The 17100-nt window shown below is 54.8% G+C and carries 20 protein-coding genes and 1 riboswitch; all 20 genes read right to left on the bottom strand.

Annotation, left to right across the window (positions count from 1 at the left end; genetic code table 11):
* Positions 1-24: 24 nt before the first annotated feature.
* A complete protein-coding gene (gene cobS, locus J4728_RS06980; RefSeq protein WP_000039993.1) occupies positions 25-768 on the bottom strand; it encodes an adenosylcobinamide-GDP ribazoletransferase in 744 nt (247 codons plus the stop codon).
* Positions 765-1310 (bottom strand): bifunctional adenosylcobinamide kinase/adenosylcobinamide-phosphate guanylyltransferase, encoded by a 546-nt coding sequence (gene cobU, locus J4728_RS06975; RefSeq protein ID WP_208211481.1) that lies wholly within the window; start codon positions 1308-1310, stop codon positions 765-767. Before cobU ends, cobS begins: the two co-directional genes overlap by 4 nt.
* A complete protein-coding gene (locus tag J4728_RS06970) occupies positions 1307-2827 on the bottom strand; it encodes a cobyric acid synthase (protein WP_208211480.1) in 1521 nt (506 codons plus the stop codon). Before J4728_RS06970 ends, cobU begins: the two co-directional genes overlap by 4 nt.
* A complete protein-coding gene (locus J4728_RS06965) occupies positions 2824-3639 on the bottom strand; it encodes an energy-coupling factor ABC transporter ATP-binding protein (RefSeq protein WP_000881550.1) in 816 nt (271 codons plus the stop codon). The genes J4728_RS06970 and J4728_RS06965 overlap by 4 nt, the downstream gene beginning before the upstream one ends.
* Before the next feature lie 8 nt (positions 3640-3647).
* Positions 3648-4325 carry an energy-coupling factor ABC transporter transmembrane protein gene (locus J4728_RS06960; protein ID WP_208211555.1) on the bottom strand — a complete coding sequence of 226 codons (678 nt, stop codon included), beginning with the start codon at positions 4323-4325 and terminating at the stop codon, positions 3648-3650.
* Positions 4312-4593, bottom strand: a complete 282-nt coding sequence (locus J4728_RS06955; protein WP_000753212.1) for an energy-coupling factor ABC transporter substrate-binding protein — start codon at positions 4591-4593, stop codon at positions 4312-4314. The genes J4728_RS06960 and J4728_RS06955 overlap by 14 nt, the downstream gene beginning before the upstream one ends.
* A 1-nt stretch (position 4594) precedes the next feature.
* Entirely contained in the window at positions 4595-5332 is a 738-nt protein-coding gene (gene cbiM, locus J4728_RS06950) for a cobalt ECF transporter S component CbiM (protein WP_000764336.1), read from the bottom strand.
* Positions 5329-6042 carry a cobalt-factor II C(20)-methyltransferase gene (locus J4728_RS06945; protein ID WP_001013557.1) on the bottom strand — a complete coding sequence of 238 codons (714 nt, stop codon included), beginning with the start codon at positions 6040-6042 and terminating at the stop codon, positions 5329-5331. Before J4728_RS06945 ends, cbiM begins: the two co-directional genes overlap by 4 nt.
* On the bottom strand, positions 6039-6833 hold the full coding sequence (gene cbiK, locus J4728_RS06940) for a sirohydrochlorin cobaltochelatase (protein ID WP_000709784.1): 795 nt from the start codon (positions 6831-6833) through the stop codon (positions 6039-6041). Before cbiK ends, J4728_RS06945 begins: the two co-directional genes overlap by 4 nt.
* 2 nt (positions 6834-6835) lie before the next feature.
* A complete protein-coding gene (locus J4728_RS06935) occupies positions 6836-7627 on the bottom strand; it encodes a cobalt-precorrin-6A reductase (protein WP_001288966.1) in 792 nt (263 codons plus the stop codon).
* The gene (locus tag J4728_RS06930) at positions 7624-8349 is read right to left on the bottom strand and encodes a precorrin-3B C(17)-methyltransferase (protein ID WP_000953637.1); all 726 of its coding nucleotides are present in this window, start codon (positions 8347-8349) and stop codon (positions 7624-7626) included. The genes J4728_RS06935 and J4728_RS06930 overlap by 4 nt, the downstream gene beginning before the upstream one ends.
* The gene (gene cbiG / locus J4728_RS06925) at positions 8349-9404 is read right to left on the bottom strand and encodes a cobalt-precorrin 5A hydrolase (protein WP_001098912.1); all 1056 of its coding nucleotides are present in this window, start codon (positions 9402-9404) and stop codon (positions 8349-8351) included. Before cbiG ends, J4728_RS06930 begins: the two co-directional genes overlap by 1 nt.
* A complete protein-coding gene (locus tag J4728_RS06920) occupies positions 9385-10158 on the bottom strand; it encodes a cobalt-precorrin-4 methyltransferase (protein WP_000004870.1) in 774 nt (257 codons plus the stop codon). Before J4728_RS06920 ends, cbiG begins: the two co-directional genes overlap by 20 nt.
* Positions 10142-10720: a decarboxylating cobalt-precorrin-6B (C(15))-methyltransferase gene (locus J4728_RS06915; protein WP_000650985.1), complete on the bottom strand. Its 579-nt coding sequence runs from the start codon at positions 10718-10720 to the stop codon at positions 10142-10144. The genes J4728_RS06920 and J4728_RS06915 overlap by 17 nt, the downstream gene beginning before the upstream one ends.
* Positions 10710-11315 (bottom strand): cobalt-precorrin-7 (C(5))-methyltransferase, encoded by a 606-nt coding sequence (locus J4728_RS06910; RefSeq protein WP_000958833.1) that lies wholly within the window; start codon positions 11313-11315, stop codon positions 10710-10712. The genes J4728_RS06915 and J4728_RS06910 overlap by 11 nt, the downstream gene beginning before the upstream one ends.
* On the bottom strand, positions 11309-12448 hold the full coding sequence (cbiD, locus tag J4728_RS06905) for a cobalt-precorrin-5B (C(1))-methyltransferase CbiD (RefSeq protein ID WP_001808101.1): 1140 nt from the start codon (positions 12446-12448) through the stop codon (positions 11309-11311). Before cbiD ends, J4728_RS06910 begins: the two co-directional genes overlap by 7 nt.
* Positions 12448-13080, bottom strand: coding sequence for a cobalt-precorrin-8 methylmutase (locus tag J4728_RS06900; RefSeq protein ID WP_000558995.1), 633 nt, complete (start codon positions 13078-13080; stop codon positions 12448-12450). Before J4728_RS06900 ends, cbiD begins: the two co-directional genes overlap by 1 nt.
* A 10-nt stretch (positions 13081-13090) precedes the next feature.
* Positions 13091-14050 (bottom strand): adenosylcobinamide-phosphate synthase CbiB, encoded by a 960-nt coding sequence (gene cbiB, locus J4728_RS06895; RefSeq protein ID WP_208211479.1) that lies wholly within the window; start codon positions 14048-14050, stop codon positions 13091-13093.
* Entirely contained in the window at positions 14047-15426 is a 1380-nt protein-coding gene (locus J4728_RS06890; protein WP_208211478.1) for a cobyrinate a,c-diamide synthase, read from the bottom strand. The genes cbiB and J4728_RS06890 overlap by 4 nt, the downstream gene beginning before the upstream one ends.
* A 96-nt stretch (positions 15427-15522) precedes the next feature.
* A riboswitch (cobalamin riboswitch) is annotated at positions 15523-15698 on the bottom strand.
* 325 nt (positions 15699-16023) lie between these two features.
* Positions 16024-16935 (bottom strand): transcriptional regulator PocR, encoded by a 912-nt coding sequence (gene pocR, locus J4728_RS06885; protein ID WP_000622326.1) that lies wholly within the window; start codon positions 16933-16935, stop codon positions 16024-16026.
* Positions 16936-17100 lie beyond the last annotated feature (165 nt).

Below are 17100 nucleotides of genomic sequence, written 5' to 3'. Positions count from 1 at the left end.
GATGTCTCGTCCGTAATAATCGGCTCATAATAGAGCCAGCAGAAAGATCAATTCGCCAAGTTCGATCGCCGCGCCCAGCGTATCGCCGGTTTGACCGCCAAGCGTACGTTTAAGCAACTGGCCAAGGATGAAAATCGCCGCACATGTGACCACCATTGCGGCCAGTCCTTGCATACCAGGCAGTAATACCGTGGCGATGATTATCGCCAATCCCAGAGTAATGCAGGTTTGCCGTCCGCTGACTTTACCGATAAATACATTGCCAAGCCCCTCTTCACGGGCGTAGCGATGACGGTACATCAATAAAACGGCGCTGCCGCGTCCGGCCGCACAGGCCGCTGCCAGCGCCGCCAACATTGGCGTTCCACGTAACGCCAGTTCGCTGACCACCAGAATTTTTGCCAGTAGCACAAAAATAAGCGCCAGCCCGCCATGGGTTCCCAGACGACTATCACGCATAATCTCCAGCATTCGCTCACGGCGGCGCGCGGAAAAAATACCATCGCAGGTATCGGCCAACCCATCCAGGTGAAAACCACCGGTCAGCAGCGCCAGCGCCAGAATACAGAACAACGCCGCTAGCGGAATACCGCACCAGGGTTGCAGGAGGATGAAAATCAGGCCGCTTACCCCTCCCAGAATCAACCCGATAAAGGGAAACATCACGATCCCACGCGAATACTGCTCGAAATCCAGTCCCTGCGACCAGCGTGACGGCACGGGCAAGCGGCTAATAAAAGCGAGCATGGCCCAAAACAGCTTACTCATTTAATTTTGACTCCAATACCTGAGACCACCAGCCAGACCTCATTCGCCGCTGCCGACAGTCGTTGGTTGACCCGACCGGCAATATCACGAAAATGGCGCGCCAGACGGTTTTCCGGGACGATCCCCATTCCCACCTCATTTGTCACCAGTACCACTTTCGCCGGGCAGCGCTGGCAGGCTGCAATTAAAATCTGAATTTCATCGTCAATGGCGCGCTCCATCGCCGCATAATCCCACTGTTCGGGATCGTTTGCGCCTCCCAGCGCAAACAGCAGATTCGTCACCATGGTGGTAATACATTCCAGTAAAATCGCGTCGTCAGGGGCAAGATCCGCGGTAATCAACGTATCAAGATGCCGCCAGCATTCTGCGGTCCGCCAGTGTGCCGGCCTGCCATCTTTATGATGCTGAATTCTCGCCGCCATCTCGTCATCAAGAATCTGCGAGGTGGCGATATACAGTACCTGCGGCGCATCGCCAATTAAGGCTTCAGCATGACGGCTTTTACCACTACGCGCCCCGCCCGTCACCAGAATCATCATACCGGCTCCTGATGCTGTTGCATGATGGTATAAATTTTATCAATATCAATATGTTGCCGCATCGCTTCCGCCAGCAGATCAAATTGCCGCGCTTTATGCTCCGCATAACAAAAAGTCGTTTCCCACGGCGCAAGCCCTTTTCGTGCCCGTAACCCATTGACCACCGCACGGGTAAACGCATCGCTGTCAAACAGGCCGTGAAGGTAAGTGCCAAACGCCAGTCCGTCGGCGGTGACCGCGCCATCCGCCACAGAGCATCCATTTTTCTGTAACGTCATGGCCGTACAGCATCCTTCCTGCAGCACCGTTTCCCCCATGTGGATTTCATAACCGCGTACCGGTAGCCCCGCCGCGGCAGCCAGCCAGCTGGGCAGCTCGCCTGACATTGTCGCGTTAACCTGCGTCGTGATTTTATCCTGTGCAAAGCGAGTGATCGTATTAAGCAGCCCCAGGCCCGGCTGCGTACCCAGCCCCGACTCCACCTCATCCACAATAGTGTCGCCCAGCATCTGGTAGCCACCGCAAATTCCCATCACCGGCACGCCCTGCCGATGTGTCTGCAATACCGCATCCGCCATCCCGCTTTCGCGCAGCCAGGCGAGGTCGCTCAGCGTATTCTTACTGCCCGGCAGGATCACCAGATCAGCGTCAGTCAACGCTTCCGGGCGGCGAATATAGCGTATGCGCACATCCGGCTGCGCCGCCAGAGCGTTAAAATCCGTAAAGTTAGAAATATGTGGCAGTTGCACAATGGCAATAGTGATATCACGGGGGGCGTTACCGCGATATTTATCGTTTTGCAGCGCGACGCCATCTTCATCTTCCAGATCCACATCCAGCCACGGCATCACTCCCAGGACCGGGACGCCGGTAAGCGATTCGATTTGTTCGATACCGGAATAGAGTAGCGCCACGTCGCCGCGGAATTTGTTGATAATGACGCCCTTTACTCTGTCACGCTCCTGTTTATGCAGCAGCGCCAGCGTGCCATAAATAGCGGCGAATACGCCGCCCCGGTCGATATCCGCCACCAGAATAACCGGACACTGGGCCATTTCCGCCATTCCCATATTGACGATATCACGATCGCGCAGATTGATTTCCGCCGGGCTTCCGGCGCCTTCCAGCACAATAACGTCATATTCCTGCGCCAGGCTGTTATAGACCGCAAGGATTTGCTCACGCAAACGCGGTTTATAGTCATGGTAACTCACCGCATCCATATTGGTCGCCACTTTCCCCATCAGCACGACCTGCGCCTGACGATCGCTGGTCGGTTTGAGCAGCACCGGATTCATACGCACATCTGGCGTGATCCCCGCGGCTTCCGCCTGAAAAATCTGCGCCCGCCCCATCTCTTTACCATCCGGCGTAATACCAGAATTAAGCGCCATATTTTGCGATTTAAACGGCGCGGTACGCAGACCATCTTGATAAAAAATGCGGCATAAACCGGCCACCAGCACACTTTTGCCGACGTCGGATGCCGTCCCCTGCAACATAACTGCCTGTGTCATGACGCCTCCCTGAATGCGCACTTTTGCATTCGATGAAAAAACTCCGTTTCTGTTTTACACAGCGGCAGTCCCAGTTGAGTATGAAGTTTGACCAGCCAGGGCTGGGTTAGCCCCGCTTGTTCCATCGCTTCCGTACACGCGAAAACCTCGCCAGGCGCGCCATGCGTCAGGATCTGGCCCTGGCGTAATACGTATACGGCATCGCTAATTTCATAAATAAGATCGATATCATGGCTGGAGATAATGACATGATTGCCCTGCGCCACAATCCGCCTGATGATAGCAATCATCTGAGTGCGCCCTGCGGGATCGAGACCAGCAGTGGGTTCATCCAGCAATAGATAGCGCGCCTGTAGCACCAGCGCTCCGGCGATAGCCACACGTTTTTTTTGCCCATGACTCAAACACTGAATGGGCTGATGGCGAAAATGTTGGGCGTCAACCAGCGTTAGCGCCTCGTCGACGCGGCGCGTGATTTCCGCCTCCGGCACCCCCAAATTACGTAAACTAAATGCAATATCGCTATCGATATCAGTATAAAAAATCTGCTGTTCAGGGTCCTGAAAAACCGTCGCAACTTGCTGGCGCAGCGCCAGTAGTCCGCGCTTGCTGTAATCCAGCGGTTTTCCCTGCCACAACACGGCCCCTTTTTGCGGACGCAACAAGCCGCTCAGGTTCATAAAAAGCGTAGACTTCCCACAGCCGTTCGCGCCCACCAAACCGGTAACAGGCGAAAGCGAAAAATCCAGATTTAACCCTTTAAGTACCGGCTCATTCTGATAACGAAACCACAGGTCTGAAGTGGCAAGCATAATAGTCCTTACAGGTAAAAATCACCCTGATACAGTTTGATATCCAGCGTGGTGGTCATTTGCTGATAACGCATTAACACCCGCGTAAACAGGAGTCCAGCCAGCATCGCCAGAGATCGATAGCCGTTCGGCAGGCTGCAATAACCAAAACGCAGCGTTTGCGCACGACGGATTGCCACCGCCTCATCCAGAAGAATAAAGAGAAAGCGCCACGTTAACAGGATTTGCTCGGTAAGCAGGCGTGGAATATGCGCGCGCTTAAGCAAGCTAATTAACTGCGGAAACGGTAGGTTCATCACCAGCCACAACGTCGCGGACAGCGCCGTCAGGCTACGCCAGAACGTTTCATTCGCCGTAACCACGCCCGCACGGGTAATCCCGATCCAGTACGGCCCAACAGATATGCCAGCCAGCAGCATTTGCGGCTCGCGGCTGATGCTGAAGATAATCGTTATCACGCCGACCAACAAAAATCCAAAAGGTATCGCCATCCATCGACACCAGCGCCAGAGGGATATGCGCAATAGCCAACAGCTCAATCCGGCAATGATCAGCAGCTCAATGCCCTGCCCTACAGGCGGCAGAACAAACGCCAGTATCATCATCGCCAGCCACAGCAAAAACTTGCGCTGCGGCGCAACGTGTGCCCAGCGGCTTTGATAGCTGAGTCGATCAAGCCCGGTCATCACGGCGTTGTTTACCTTTGCAATACCCCAGGATATAAAAAATCACCGCCGCGCCAAGAGAGCCCTGAAGGGTAAACAGCAGGCTTTCAATTTCACCGCTGGCAGGTTCATATAACGGCTGAAACCAGGGTTTATACTGCGGCGCAATAGCCTGAATCTGGCTTTCCGCTTCGCCGTCTGAACCGCCATATTCACCGCCATGGTTAATAAAAAACGGCAGAATCACCAACGCCACCACCATCGCTAACAACATCAACGTTTTTTTCATTTTAATGTCCTTGTACGGTAATCACTTGCCGTTTGGTTAACTGGTCATAAATCATGACGGTTAATAAACCTTCAGCAATAGCGACAGGAATCTGTGTGAGGCAGAAAATCCCCATAAACTTCACAACAGACCCTGTCGCTCCGGCATGGGGATCGGGAAACGCAACGCCAAGCTGGACTGAAGTCACAAAATAGGTCGCCAAATCCGCCAGCATCGCGCACAGAAAAACGGCGACATCGCGGCGCAGTCCGGCACGGCAGGCCATTTTCCACACCAGATAACCGACAACCGGGCCAATCACCGCCATCGACATTCCATTTGCGCCAAGCGTCGTCAGGCCGCCATGCGCCAGCAATAGCGCCTGAAACAACAGCACAACCGCGCCGAGAATCGCCACCACCCCGGGCCCGAACAAGATAACCGCCAGACCAACGCCGGTCGGATGTGAACAACTCCCCGTTACCGACGGAATTTTGAGCGCGGACAGGACAAAAATAAACGCGCCGCACAGCGCCAGCAGTACCTTCTGATGATTATCCTCCTGCACAATACGCCGTAAGCGCACCAGTCCATACCACAAGCAGGGTAAAAACAGTAACCACCAGGCCAGCGCCCACACTGGCGGTAAAAAGCCCTCCATGATATGCATCGCAAACGCCTGTTGCGGGACAACCATCAGCAATAGCGCTGCAGCCAGTCCACTGAAAGACAACTGTCGAAGCTGCTGTTCAAGTTTCATTCTGCATACTCCCACTGTTTATTGACCAGAATGGTCGAAAAATAGGGCAACGGTCGATCATCGTTGACCTCGTGGAGATGGCGCCAGCACTGCTCGCCGGGCAGCGTGGCCTCGGACATCATTAAGGCGCATTCCAGCAGGCCAGCCTGCGCCAGCAACGCTTTAATACGAACGAACCGGCCATACACTTTCATCAGCACCAGGCTATCATGCTGTTGTAGCGCTTGGGCTATTTCCGCTTCCGGCGCGGTACAAGAAATAACCGCCAGCGATTGCTGTTCTATGGCGAGCGGCATTTTCGCGCGGGCGGCTATCGCGGCGAAGGACGTGACGCCGGGGACAATCTCCAGCCACTCCGGGCAGCCGATACGCTGGAGTAAAAAAATCCAGGTACTGAATAGCATCGCATCGCCCAGGGTAATAAAACCGACCTGTTTACCCGCTTTCACCTCTGCGGTAAGCGCGGCGGCAACCTCGTTCCAGACCGCTTCTTTCTCGGCGCCGTCAGCGCTCATAGGGAAATGGCAACAACGTACTTCCGTCTGCTCGCCGAGATAGTCGCGCACAATCGACAGCGCCAGACTATCGCCCCCCTTACGACCGGCGGGCGCATACAGAATGTCCAGCGAGCCAAGAATCCGCGCTGCGCGGACGGTTATCAGGTCGGGCGCGCCTGGCCCGGTGCTTAATGCGTATAATTTACCGTTCATGCCGCCTCCTCTACCGCCATGTTCAGCGCCTGGTGCAAATGCGCGACAAACATCGCCCGGATAGCCGGGTTTTCTCCCAGCCCGCTCAGCCACGGCGTCGCCGGAATGCCCGCCGCGTTAAAGCGCATTTTCCATGAGTCGCCGTCGTCTGAAGCCATATCATTAATGGCGTGATCGCCCGCCACCAGCATTAATGGCATCAAATGTACGCCGGTGACGCCTTCGTCACGCAGGCTGTCGATCAGGATGTCGACCTCCGGGTAGCTTTCTACGGCGCCGACGCGCGCCGGAAAGCGCTGCGCGGTCATCATATGATCGAGACAGGCATAAGCTGCGAATGCGTGATGGCTGGCGCCGTGGCCCATAAAAACGACTTTCTCCGTTTGTCTGAGCGATGGCATCTGTTGTCGCAACGCCTGCATTAGCTGCACATAATCGTTATGGCTGCTCAGCAGCGGCACGCCCAGCGTCAGGCGAGTAAATAACGGACGCAAGAGTTGTACTTCACGGACAATTTTTTCATATTCGTCGCCGTTAATAATGTGCAACGACTGAATCGCCACGTCCTGATATCCCTGTGCGGCAAGCTTTTGCAAAGCCTGTAATGGCGTATCGATGTCGATACCGTCACGCTGGCGAAGCTTGCGAATGATCATTCCGGAAGTGAAGGCGCGAAACAGGTCGCGATCGGGACAGGACGCCGCCAGATCACGTTCGCACGCCACAATGTTTTTTTCACAGGTGTCGTGATAGCTGGTGCCAAAACTGACTACCAGAAGCGCTTTTTTCATTTTTACTCCTTAGCTGCGGCCAGCCAGCGCGATAAACGCTGCGCAAAGGCGGCCTGGCTTTCCAGTAACTCATCACCCGTCACAAGCGGCGTCGGGCGCGCAATAACGATGCAGGGAATGCCCGCATCCAGACAGGGCTGAACTTTTTCCTGATATCCCCCCTCCGCGCCGGACGCTTTGGTAATGACTACGTCGGCCCGGCACTGGTGGTAAAACGCGGCGTTAAAATCAGCGCTGAACGGCCCACACAGTGCGAAAATTTCTCCAACGCCGAACCCCAGTTCGCTGCAGCGTTGAATCACCTCCGCCACGGGCAGTACGCGCGCCAGCAACGTTTTTTCCGCCAGCCCGGCACGCCAGACGGCCAGATCTTTACTGCCGGTCGTCAGTAACACGCGCGGACCAAAACGCCTCGCTATCTCGCAGGCATCGGCAATACTGCGCGCCGTATAGAGAAGCGGATGCGTCAGATTGCTAAGCTGCTCCGGACGCTGATAACGACTTAACAACACGCCCGCCGTTTCACAGGCGCGAAGGAGGTTATGGCTGACCATTTCTGCATAAGGATGCGATGCATCTATTACCCAGCGAGTACGGTTTTCTTTTAGCCAGGCGACCATCTGCCCGTACTCCAGACGACCACAGCGCACCTGCCCTTTAATGTCGCCAGCCAGCGCTTTTCCGGCTGGCGTCGCCACGGATAAGGTGTACGCGACGTTCGCCGCATCCAGTTGTCGGCATAACGCGCGCGCATCGCTGGTGCCGCCCACCACCAGCACCTCCCCCTCACTCACAGCGTGTAACCTCGCGGCGTTATCATCAGCCCATCCTGAACATAGGTCGTTTTATTACCGACGATGACCAGACTGGTCATATCTACCGGTTCAAAATCCATATCGCCGAGCGTAGTCAGCCATTTTTCCTCTTTTTTACGTCCGGCGGATTTCACCACGCCAACCGGCGTCTGCGCGCTTTTACTGGCGGCAAGCAGGTCAAACGCGCGCGCCAGATGCCCTTCGCGCCCGCGGCTGCGCGGGTTGTAAAAACAGATAACAAAGTCTGCCTCTCCGGCGGCAACGATGCGTTTTTCAATAACCGGCCACGGGGTCAGCAGGTCGCTGAGGCTGATATGGCAGAAGTCATGCATCAGCGGCGCGCCCAATAAAGAGGCGGCGGCGATGCTGGCGGTCATGCCAGGAATGAGCCGCACCTCGACGTCCAGTTTTTGCTTGCCGACCAGTTCCAGCACCAGACCCGCCATGCCGTAAATACCGGCGTCGCCGCTGCTGATGAGCGCGACGTTATGCCCGGCCTGCGCCAGTTCAATAGCCGCCTGGCAGCGTTCAATTTCCTTACACATGCCGGTCTTGATCACCTGTTTGTCGCCAGTGAATGCTTTAACCAGATGGGTATAGGTTTTGTAACCCACGACGATTTCCGCCGCCTGAAGCGCCTCAATCGCCTCCATCGTCATCATTGCCTGCGAACCGGGGCCAATACCAATTACGCTCAACATCAGTGTGCAACTCCTAAAGTAATAGTGACGCCCTGTTCTCGCAGGGTCTCGCCTAACAATTGTCCCTGGCTTAATAACCACGCTGCCGGGCCGGATACGCTGCCAACGCCCACCGTTTTTCTGACGAAGCCAGAACCGGGAAAATGGTGTTCGAATTCACGCAACGCTTCGGCGGTAAAGGTTTTAAAAGGCACGCGGCAGCAGGAGGCGAGCTGAATAAGCCCCGGCTCCCCTTTTTTGAGCGTGACGCTGCCAATCGCTTTTAACGCCAGCGGATCGAGTTTCTGCGCTTCAAGCTGACGCGCCAGTAATGTCGCTAACAGGGGAAATGGCGTATCGCGGCGACAGCCAATTCCCGCCACCACACGCTGGGGCACCAGTTTCCAGTGCAGTACGGGAAGCTCAGGAAGGTCATTACGCAAAGAGACGCAGATAAGCGCATCCAGTTCAGGCAATCGCTGCAAATCATCAACAGGGATAAAACCGCGAATATCGCACTGGCCGATCTCTTCCGTTAGTTCGGCATCCCACCATAACCCCACACGTTGATGACTGACCAACATCTGGTTAACGGTTTTTACCGCCGTTCGAAGATCGGACATGCGGGCGTTAAGCTGGAAAGCTAAGGTGTCCAACGCGGACATCTCATTGACATCCGTTGCCGTGGTAATCACCGGATCGGCGCCTAACATTCCTGCCAGGTAGCGCGTCAAGGCATTGGCCCCGCCCGCATGACCGGAAAGCAGGCTAATGACATGCTGACCACGTTCATCAATGACGACCACCGCCGGATCGCTGAACTTGTCGTTCACTAACGGCGCCAGGACACGAACGGCAATGCCGGTCGCGCCGATAAAAATAAGCGCGGTATAAGTGGTAAAAGCCTGCCGGGCGGTATTAGCGAATCCGCCATCGAAGGGAATAAATCCCTCTTCCCGCAGTTTTTCACTGGTAAAGCAGGTTAACGGCAGCATCGCGGCGAGTCTCTTTGCCAGCGCCACGCCGCCGGGCGTCAGGCAAAACAACGCAATGGATTCAGGCTTTACGGTATTCATGGCTAAAGTCCGCTGCATAAAGTCTTGAGTAGTGATACTCCTTACCCAGAAAATTCCCGACCAGGATTAGCGCCGTCTTACGGATGCCAGCATCACGTACTTTGTCGCTAATATCCGCTAACGTGCCGCGAACGGTCTGGCTTTCCGGCCAGGTAGCCTTATAAATGACCGCGACAGGCGTAGTTGCCGGATAACCGCCGGCAATGAGACGTTCCGCCACTCGGTGAATACGCTGAACGGAGAGATAAATCGCCATCGACGTCTGGTGACTGGCGAACGCCTCCAGTTGTTCGCGCGCCGGTACTGGCGTACGCCCTTCCAGACGGGTAATAATGAGACTCTGCGATACCTCCGGTACGGTATATTCCACACCCAGCTCCGCCGCAGCGCCGAGAAACGCGCTGACGCCAGGCACTACCTGCCAGTCGATACCACGGCGAGTTAACTCCTCGCCTTGCTCACGTACGGAGCCGTACAGCGAGACATCGCCCGTTTGCAAACGCACCACCGTTTTTCCCGCTTTCACGCCCGCCGCCATCAGCTCGATAATCTGCTCAAGATGCAGTTCGGCGCTGTCGTAGCGTTCTGCCTGCGCGGGGCAGTAATCCAGCAGTTCGGTATTGATCAGCGAACCGGCATAGATAACTACCTGCGCCTGTTGCAGCAGGCGGTAGCCTTTAAGCGTGATCAGCTCGCGATCGCCCGGCCCGGCGCCGACGAACCATACACAGCGTGGATCAAATGTCTCTGACATGGTTTTCTTCCTTCTGACAGGCGATAACAAAAACAGGATTGTTCGGTTTGAAATAGTGCCCCGCCCCCAGCGGCGTTAACGATGAAAGCTGAAGCTGTACACAGTCCATTCGACATGCGCCGATGTGCGCAAGATGCGCCAGCGCGCTATGAAGGTTTTCCTGCAAGATAAAGGTCATCACCAGACGGCCACCGGGATGCAGATGGCCCATCGCCCAGTCAATCAGCGCCGTCAGATGTCCGCCGCTGCCGCCCATAAACACCGCATCGGCTTTCCCGGTTATGGTCATTGGCGCTTCGCCGGGGAGAATATCGATATTGCCGCAGGCAAAGCGCTGACGATTCTCATCAAGCAGCCGTAGCGCGGCAGGATTACGCTCGATAGCCGTCACCTGCAACGAAGGAAATTGCAGCGCCGCTTCAATTGAGACGCTTCCCGTTCCCGCCCCGACGTCAATCAGGTGACTGGCGCGGTGGAGCTCAAGTTTCGACAGTGCCAGCGCCCGTACCGCCTCTTTGGTCATTGGCACGTTCTCGCCGCGCAGAAAAAGCTCATCTTTCATCCAGGATCACCACTGCATTCATTTCATAGTCGGCGTTGACCGCACTGACGGGTAGCCAGTGGATCCGCTCATTTTCCATCGCCAGATTTTCACCAATCACCATTAAGCGATGCCCTTTACCGCGCGCGACCAGTTCCCGCGCGATTTCTCGCGGCCCGCAGCGTGCATCCGTGACCATCGCCACTTTGCGATGGTTCGCTAACTGCTCGAAGCTGACGCAACGACCGTGGCTACTGGTCAACCACATGTCATTCATATCAATTCCAGCCTGTGCGCACAGATACTGTACGGCGCTGATGCCAGGGATAATACGAACCTGTTCGATACCAAAATGCGCCACCAGGCGTGTACCGATGCCATAAAACAGCGGATCGCCGGAGGCCAGCACCACGATCCCTTTATCCCGACGGGCGGCAATCCATGACAACAACGCGCCAATATCCGCGCCCAGCGTAAATCGTTCGCCGCCAAACGCCGGAAACTGCGCCAAATGCCGTTTACCGCCTGCCAGCGCATCGGCGTGGTCTATCGCTTCCAGCGCCGCAGGCGTCATCAAATGCCGTCCAGCGGGCCCCATTCCCACGACCGTTAGCATTGCAGCTCCTTAGCAATCTCGTCGACGGGACGATTACTGCCGAGAATATGGTTATCAAAAGAAAACAGGATGGCGTCGCAGACAGGCGGCGTTTTGGTAAAACGCAGCATCTGCATGACTCGCAAACAAATACGCCTGGCAAGATGGTTATAGATATGCCCGAAGCCATATGCTTCAATGTGCTCCATTGCCGCTTCAGTGGTATCGCAATCGCCGACCAGGGTGAGTAACTCCAGCGGCGCGCCCAGTAAAGCTAAATGCGCGACCAGCGTTTCCATGCGCGCATCGGCAATATGGCTATGGGTATGAAAGATCCCGGCGGCGATTTTGATCAGTTTTCCAGGATGCCCCACCAGCACTATCTGGCAAAATCCCAGCCGTACCGCCTCTTCAATCATGTAGCCGACAAAATTGCTCATGGTGACGACCGCCTGTGTGTCGACGCCCATTTGTTCGCGAACAAACCGTTCGCCGTGGTTGCCCGGCACGAGTATCACCCGCGTTAATCCTGACGCCCGTTTGATCTCCAGTTCCAGCGATAGCGAGCGTTTCCAGCTTTCTTCCGACATCGGTGTCACAATGCCGGTAGTGCCAATAATGGAAATGCCGCCAAGAATGCCAAGCCGCGAGTTATACGTTTTTTGCGCCCGCGCTTCGCCTTCCGGGGCAAAAATCTCCACATCGGCCCCACGCGCTGGGCCTATCGCTTCGCGCACCGCAGATTCAATGGTATGACGCGGCGTACGATTGATGGCAGCGCTCCCGAGCGGTAGTCCAACCCCTTTACGCGTTACCGTACCAATACCTTCGCCGCCAGTGAGCGTAATCTCACCGCTGTCGTTGAGCGTAACGCGGGCAAAAATCAGCATTCCGTGCGTGGCATCCACATCATCGCCGCCATCTTTACGAATTGCGGCTATCGCCTGCTGGCCTTCAATGTGCGGCGACTCCACGTTCAGGCATAGCGTGACGCCCGACGGCGTGACGATGGAGACCTGATGAATCAGATGTTGACGCAATACCATCAGCGCGGCGACTTTTGCCGCCGCCGTCGCGCAGGAACCGGTGGTATATCCTTTACGTAACGCTTTACCGTGGCGCCAGACCGGCGCGTCAAAAGAAAGCTCGCTCATCAGGCCTCCCGGAGGTGATAGAGCAGCGCATTGACGATAGCGGCAGCCACGTTACTGCCGCCTTTACGCCCTAACGCGGCAACCGCGGGGAAATGGCTATGGGTGAGCGCCTCTTTGGACTCCGCCGCGCCGACAAAGCCTACCGGTACGCCCACCACGCCGCTCACCGTCACGTTATGTTCAAGCAAACGGAACAGGGCCGTCGGCGCATTACCGAAAACAAAGAGCTTGTTTTTCTCCTCCTCGGCGATAGCGATATCGACGGCGGCCATTGAGCGGGTAATCCCCTGCGTTTTTGCAGCGCGCACCACGCGCGGATCGCTGATATAACAGCGACACTCGCCGCCAAACGTCGCCAGTAATCTTTTATTAATGCCGGACAGCGCCATCGTGGTATCGGTATAAATAATGCCAGGTTGACGTAGCGCATCACAAAGCTGTTCCAGCGCATCGGCAGAGAACCACAAAATGTCCAGCCAGTCGAAATCGGCGGTGGTATGAATAACCCGCTTGATAATGGCCTCATGGAGCGGACTGGCGAAACGGTAATCAGGACGCGTTTCGCGAATAATGTCGCTAATAATGGTGAAACTGTTGGCCTCAATGGTTTGGGGCTGCTGGATATAATGCATACTGTCGTCCTCAGGCCACGCCAGATAACCCGCACCGCGCCGCAATAAACAGCGCCAGCGCCAGGGTTGAAGCGACCCACATCAATCGAATCGTTCGGGAAATATCGTCCACGGAAATATCGCGCTGCGCGTCGCCTATCCAGGGCTTGTCCACACGCTCGCCAAAGTAGTTATTTGGGCCACCGAGCTGGATTCCTAAGGCGCCGGCCACACACGCTTCCGACCAGGCGCAATTTGGGCTACTGTGGTTATAACGGTCACGCCAGCCAATACGCAGCGCCCGCCAACCACTCAGGCGACACAGTCCTGCCGCAATGCCCAGCAACAGCCAGCTCAGTCGGGCAGGAAGATAGTTCGCTACGTCGTCCATACGGGCGCTGACCATACCAATCGCCCGGTATTTTTCATGTTTGTAGCCCACCATTGAATCCAGGGTATTGACGGCTTTGTAGGCCATCGCCAGCGGCGCGCCGCCGAGAAAGAGGAAAAAGAGCGGCGCGATAATGCCGTCAACGGTGTTTTCTGCAACCGTTTCCACCACGGCGCGATTGATCTGCGCTGGCTGAAGTTGCGACGTATCGCGCCCGACGATCCAGGAGAGTTTTATTCGGCTTTCCGCAAGGTCGTTCTCCCGCAACGGTCGTTCAACCTCCTGCGCGGCGCGGGCCAGAGAGCGTCCGGCCAGCGTGGTAAAGATCATCCAGACTTCGACGCTCCAGCCAAACCAAGGGTGAATCCGCTGCGCCAGCGCCAGTACGCCCCATGCCACGCCCCAGGTCGCCCCGACAACCACAACCCACATTACGCCGCCGCCAATCCGCAGCGCTTTATCGCCGGGACAATAGCGACGAACAATACGCTGCACAAACGTGATTAAACGACCTATCCAGCGTACCGGATGGGGCCAGTGTTGAGGGTCGCCGATGATAAAATCCAGCACCCAGGCGATACACCAGGCAAGAATCATCATAATACGCGCCTCGCCGCCGCCAGCCAGTGCTGCAACATTTCCGGACGCTGGGCGAAATGGACGTGCAGATAGCTGGCAAACGTGTTGCCTGTCTGCCAGCCGCCAGTCCATTCCTGTAACACGCGGCCATCGCGAACCTTACGACAGGCCATAACGGCGGGTGTTTCGGGAATAAAATCTGAGTAGTGAAATTCATGGCCGCGCACTATCTCGCCAGGCGCCGCCAATAGCGTTGGCTGCATAGCCTGCGCCTCACAGTAACCAAAGCGGGTAAGTCGCTTACCCATTTTGCTGTGACCGGGGATAATATTCGCCATCTGATGAATTTCCCCACCGCTATCCTCCAGAGTGCTCCCCAGATACATCAGACCACCACACTCCGCGTAAATCGCCACGCCGCGCTGATGCGCCGCCCGCAAATGTTTTAACATCACCGTATTTGCCGCCAGATCCGCGGCGTATAATTCAGGATATCCACCGCCCAGCCAGATCATCTGACAATCAGGCAATGCGCGGTCATGCAGTGGGCTAAAACGCACAATGTTAACGCCGGCACGCTCCAGCAAATCGATGTTATCGGGATAATAAAAGTTAAAGGCCTCATCATCCGCCAGAGCAAGCGTCAGCCCTGCCCCTGCTGTGTTATCGGGGCGCTCAGGCCACATTCCCGTCGGAAGCGCTGATAACACGCTCAGCGAGAGCAGCGCATCCACATCCACTGTTTGTTCCAGCGTGGCGGCAAAATCATGCCATGCTTGCTGATTGACGAGGGATTCTCTGGCGGTAATCAACCCCAGGTGGCGTTCAGGTAATGCGACGCCGTCGCAAGGAGGGACATACCCCAGTACCGGCAGTGAGCAATAATGTTCAATGGCATTTTTGAGGAGCTGATAGTGGGCGTCGCTAGTGACGCGATTCACAATCACGCCCGCGAGGTTGAGGGTCGGGTCGAAGTGCTGAAATCCCATAACGGTAGCCGCAAGCGACGTTGAAACAGCCTTGCCGTCCACCAGTAGGATGACCGGGCAACCAAGCTGTTTGGCCATCGCGGCTGTGCTGCAATAATTGGGGTCGACGCCATAGCCGTCATACAGCCCCATGACGCCTTCAATGACAGCGATATCCGCCTGCCGCATTTGTTCGCAAAATAAGGCGTTGAGAACAGGAGGAGGAAGCATGAAACTGTCAAGATTACGGGACGCCACGCCACAGATAGCGGTATGCCAGCCGGTATCAAGGTAATCTGGCCCAACTTTAAACGGCTGTACGCGCAGCGCGCGTTTTTGCAGCAGCCTCAACAAACCAAGCGTCACCGTGGTTTTGCCGCAACCGCTTCCTGTGCCTGCAAGAATAAATGCGTGATGCCTTGCCGCCATTACCCTGATCCTGTTCAGGGTGGTAGGGGTATACAGGTACGCGCATGTTCAGTCTTTCGACTGTACGCGTCTTCGCAACCCACTTCCCACCGAAGTTGTTGGTTATCACCGACAGGCAGGTCTTCTGGCTTAGCGTCCTCCTCGCCCGTCCTTCCCAATCTTGCGATCAGTGGTCTTTACGGGGTCGTCAGCATCACAGCAGCGGGGGCTGCGGGGGATTTTCACCCCCTTCCCTACCACAAATGTGGCAAACCTGTTGGTTTACGTTATGGCTGTACGGCACACCCATAACGGCAATTAATAATGTGCTACGTTTTACATTTCTGTGAGCAATAGCCTGAGCGGTTGCTCATCTGACGTTAATCTACTCATCCTTATCGGTATATTGACGATAAAACGTATCGACAAAGCGTAATAAAACTTATCTTTCCTGACACTGTACTTCATCACAAAAATAAAAACTGGTGCAGTTTATGCCCTAAATTTTATTATTTTGTTGCGCTATGACAATTTATTGTTACACCAGATAAATTTTCTTTCTGAAATGATTAAGATACAAAAGACTATCAAAAATCGGCAATAGCAAAATATTGCTATTCATAACGATGGAGGATGAGAATTCTCATTTATCTGCTGGCGATAAGCCTGCGGCGTAACCTGATAGGTCTGGCGGAAGACTTTGCAAAAATAGCTGGTTTGCGAAAAGCCTAAATTACGCGCAATACTGGCAATACTCCAGTCACTATGGCAAAGCAATTCTCTGGCGCTAACCATTCTCTGGCGGTTTACCCACGCATTAAATCCGATTCCCTGATATTTCTTGAATAGCTTACTGAAGTAATAGGGGCTGAGATAGACATGTGAGGCGACATCCTCAAGACGAAGATCGTCGGACAAATGCGCATCAATATAGCGAAGCGCTTTTTTCATTTTACTGTCATGCGGAGTGGGACCACGAGTGGTTTTATTTGCCTCCGATTGCTGCGGATTGTCTTTGATAACCACGAAATTGAGCTGTTTTTTCAGGCAATTCTCAACAATCAGTTTAAGAAGATCGGCGGAAGCGATAACGCGTGAATAGTCCATCTCTGGCACATTCCGAAATTCATTCAAGAGCTCAGGGTCAGCCTGCCAGCGATCGTCAACATTAAGAATGTTTACCAGCTCCACGTCATTACTTAAACGAACCTGCCCGCATAAAACAAAGCCAACTAAATGCCCTGCGATTACCAGCGGAATAGAAAAATCCGTTAGACCGGCATGACAACGATAAATACAGGGTTGATCGGACTTCGATGCCTCCAGTCCCCCGCAGCGATCGCTCATACGACAACGTGTACTATGCTGGGGATGCTGCCGCATCAACTGACAAAACGGCGTGAAATTGAATAGCTCAGATATTTCATCACCATGAATATTGACAACCACAACCGCCAGACCGGTGGCTTGTGCAAAATCCTGTGCGATTTTATTAATGAGTTCTGAGTTCAGAGCGCTCGCAGAAATCATGATAAAACCCCTCAGTTAATTTATTGTTATAAACAAAACACATTATTTACATTCACTTTTTATTACCATTATCCTGGCCCTGATAAAAAGTACAATGACAATATCAAAAGTCTCCCATTGCTGGGAGACGTTTTGATCAGTTCGTGAAAGCAGATCACGAAATTA

The organism is Salmonella sp. 32070601201500089SM, assembly GCF_017573605.1.
GTDB lineage: Bacteria > Pseudomonadota > Gammaproteobacteria > Enterobacterales > Enterobacteriaceae > Salmonella > Salmonella enterica.
This window is presented reverse-complemented; position numbering and strand designations above follow the sequence as displayed.

What these genes read in the sequence shown, in the direction of transcription:
- cbiD (WP_001808101.1), bottom strand. Translation starts at nt 12,448, where the DNA reads ATGAGCGAGCTTTCTTTTGACGCGCCGGTCTGGCGCCACGGTAAAGCG.
- cbiB (WP_208211479.1), bottom strand. Translation starts at nt 14,050, where the DNA reads ATGATGATTCTTGCCTGGTGTATCGCCTGGGTGCTGGATTTTATCATC.
- cobU (WP_208211481.1), bottom strand. Translation starts at nt 1,310, where the DNA reads ATGATGATTCTGGTGACGGGCGGGGCGCGTAGTGGTAAAAGCCGTCAT.
- J4728_RS06915 (WP_000650985.1), bottom strand. Translation starts at nt 10,720, where the DNA reads ATGAAAGATGAGCTTTTTCTGCGCGGCGAGAACGTGCCAATGACCAAA.
- J4728_RS06890 (WP_208211478.1), bottom strand. Translation starts at nt 15,426, where the DNA reads ATGGCGGCAAGGCATCACGCATTTATTCTTGCAGGCACAGGAAGCGGT.
- J4728_RS06920 (WP_000004870.1), bottom strand. Translation starts at nt 10,158, where the DNA reads ATGTCAGAGACATTTGATCCACGCTGTGTATGGTTCGTCGGCGCCGGG.
- J4728_RS06900 (WP_000558995.1), bottom strand. Translation starts at nt 13,080, where the DNA reads ATGCATTATATCCAGCAGCCCCAAACCATTGAGGCCAACAGTTTCACC.
- J4728_RS06945 (WP_001013557.1), bottom strand. Translation starts at nt 6,042, where the DNA reads ATGAACGGTAAATTATACGCATTAAGCACCGGGCCAGGCGCGCCCGAC.
- cobS (WP_000039993.1), bottom strand. Translation starts at nt 768, where the DNA reads ATGAGTAAGCTGTTTTGGGCCATGCTCGCTTTTATTAGCCGCTTGCCC.
- J4728_RS06930 (WP_000953637.1), bottom strand. Translation starts at nt 8,349, where the DNA reads ATGTTGAGCGTAATTGGTATTGGCCCCGGTTCGCAGGCAATGATGACG.
- cbiG (WP_001098912.1), bottom strand. Translation starts at nt 9,404, where the DNA reads ATGAATACCGTAAAGCCTGAATCCATTGCGTTGTTTTGCCTGACGCCC.
- J4728_RS06955 (WP_000753212.1), bottom strand. Translation starts at nt 4,593, where the DNA reads ATGAAAAAAACGTTGATGTTGTTAGCGATGGTGGTGGCGTTGGTGATT.
- cbiK (WP_000709784.1), bottom strand. Translation starts at nt 6,833, where the DNA reads ATGAAAAAAGCGCTTCTGGTAGTCAGTTTTGGCACCAGCTATCACGAC.
- pocR (WP_000622326.1), bottom strand. Translation starts at nt 16,935, where the DNA reads ATGATTTCTGCGAGCGCTCTGAACTCAGAACTCATTAATAAAATCGCA.
- J4728_RS06910 (WP_000958833.1), bottom strand. Translation starts at nt 11,315, where the DNA reads ATGCTAACGGTCGTGGGAATGGGGCCCGCTGGACGGCATTTGATGACG.
- J4728_RS06970 (WP_208211480.1), bottom strand. Translation starts at nt 2,827, where the DNA reads ATGACACAGGCAGTTATGTTGCAGGGGACGGCATCCGACGTCGGCAAA.
- cbiM (WP_000764336.1), bottom strand. Translation starts at nt 5,332, where the DNA reads ATGAAACTTGAACAGCAGCTTCGACAGTTGTCTTTCAGTGGACTGGCT.
- J4728_RS06965 (WP_000881550.1), bottom strand. Translation starts at nt 3,639, where the DNA reads ATGCTTGCCACTTCAGACCTGTGGTTTCGTTATCAGAATGAGCCGGTA.
- J4728_RS06960 (WP_208211555.1), bottom strand. Translation starts at nt 4,325, where the DNA reads ATGACCGGGCTTGATCGACTCAGCTATCAAAGCCGCTGGGCACACGTT.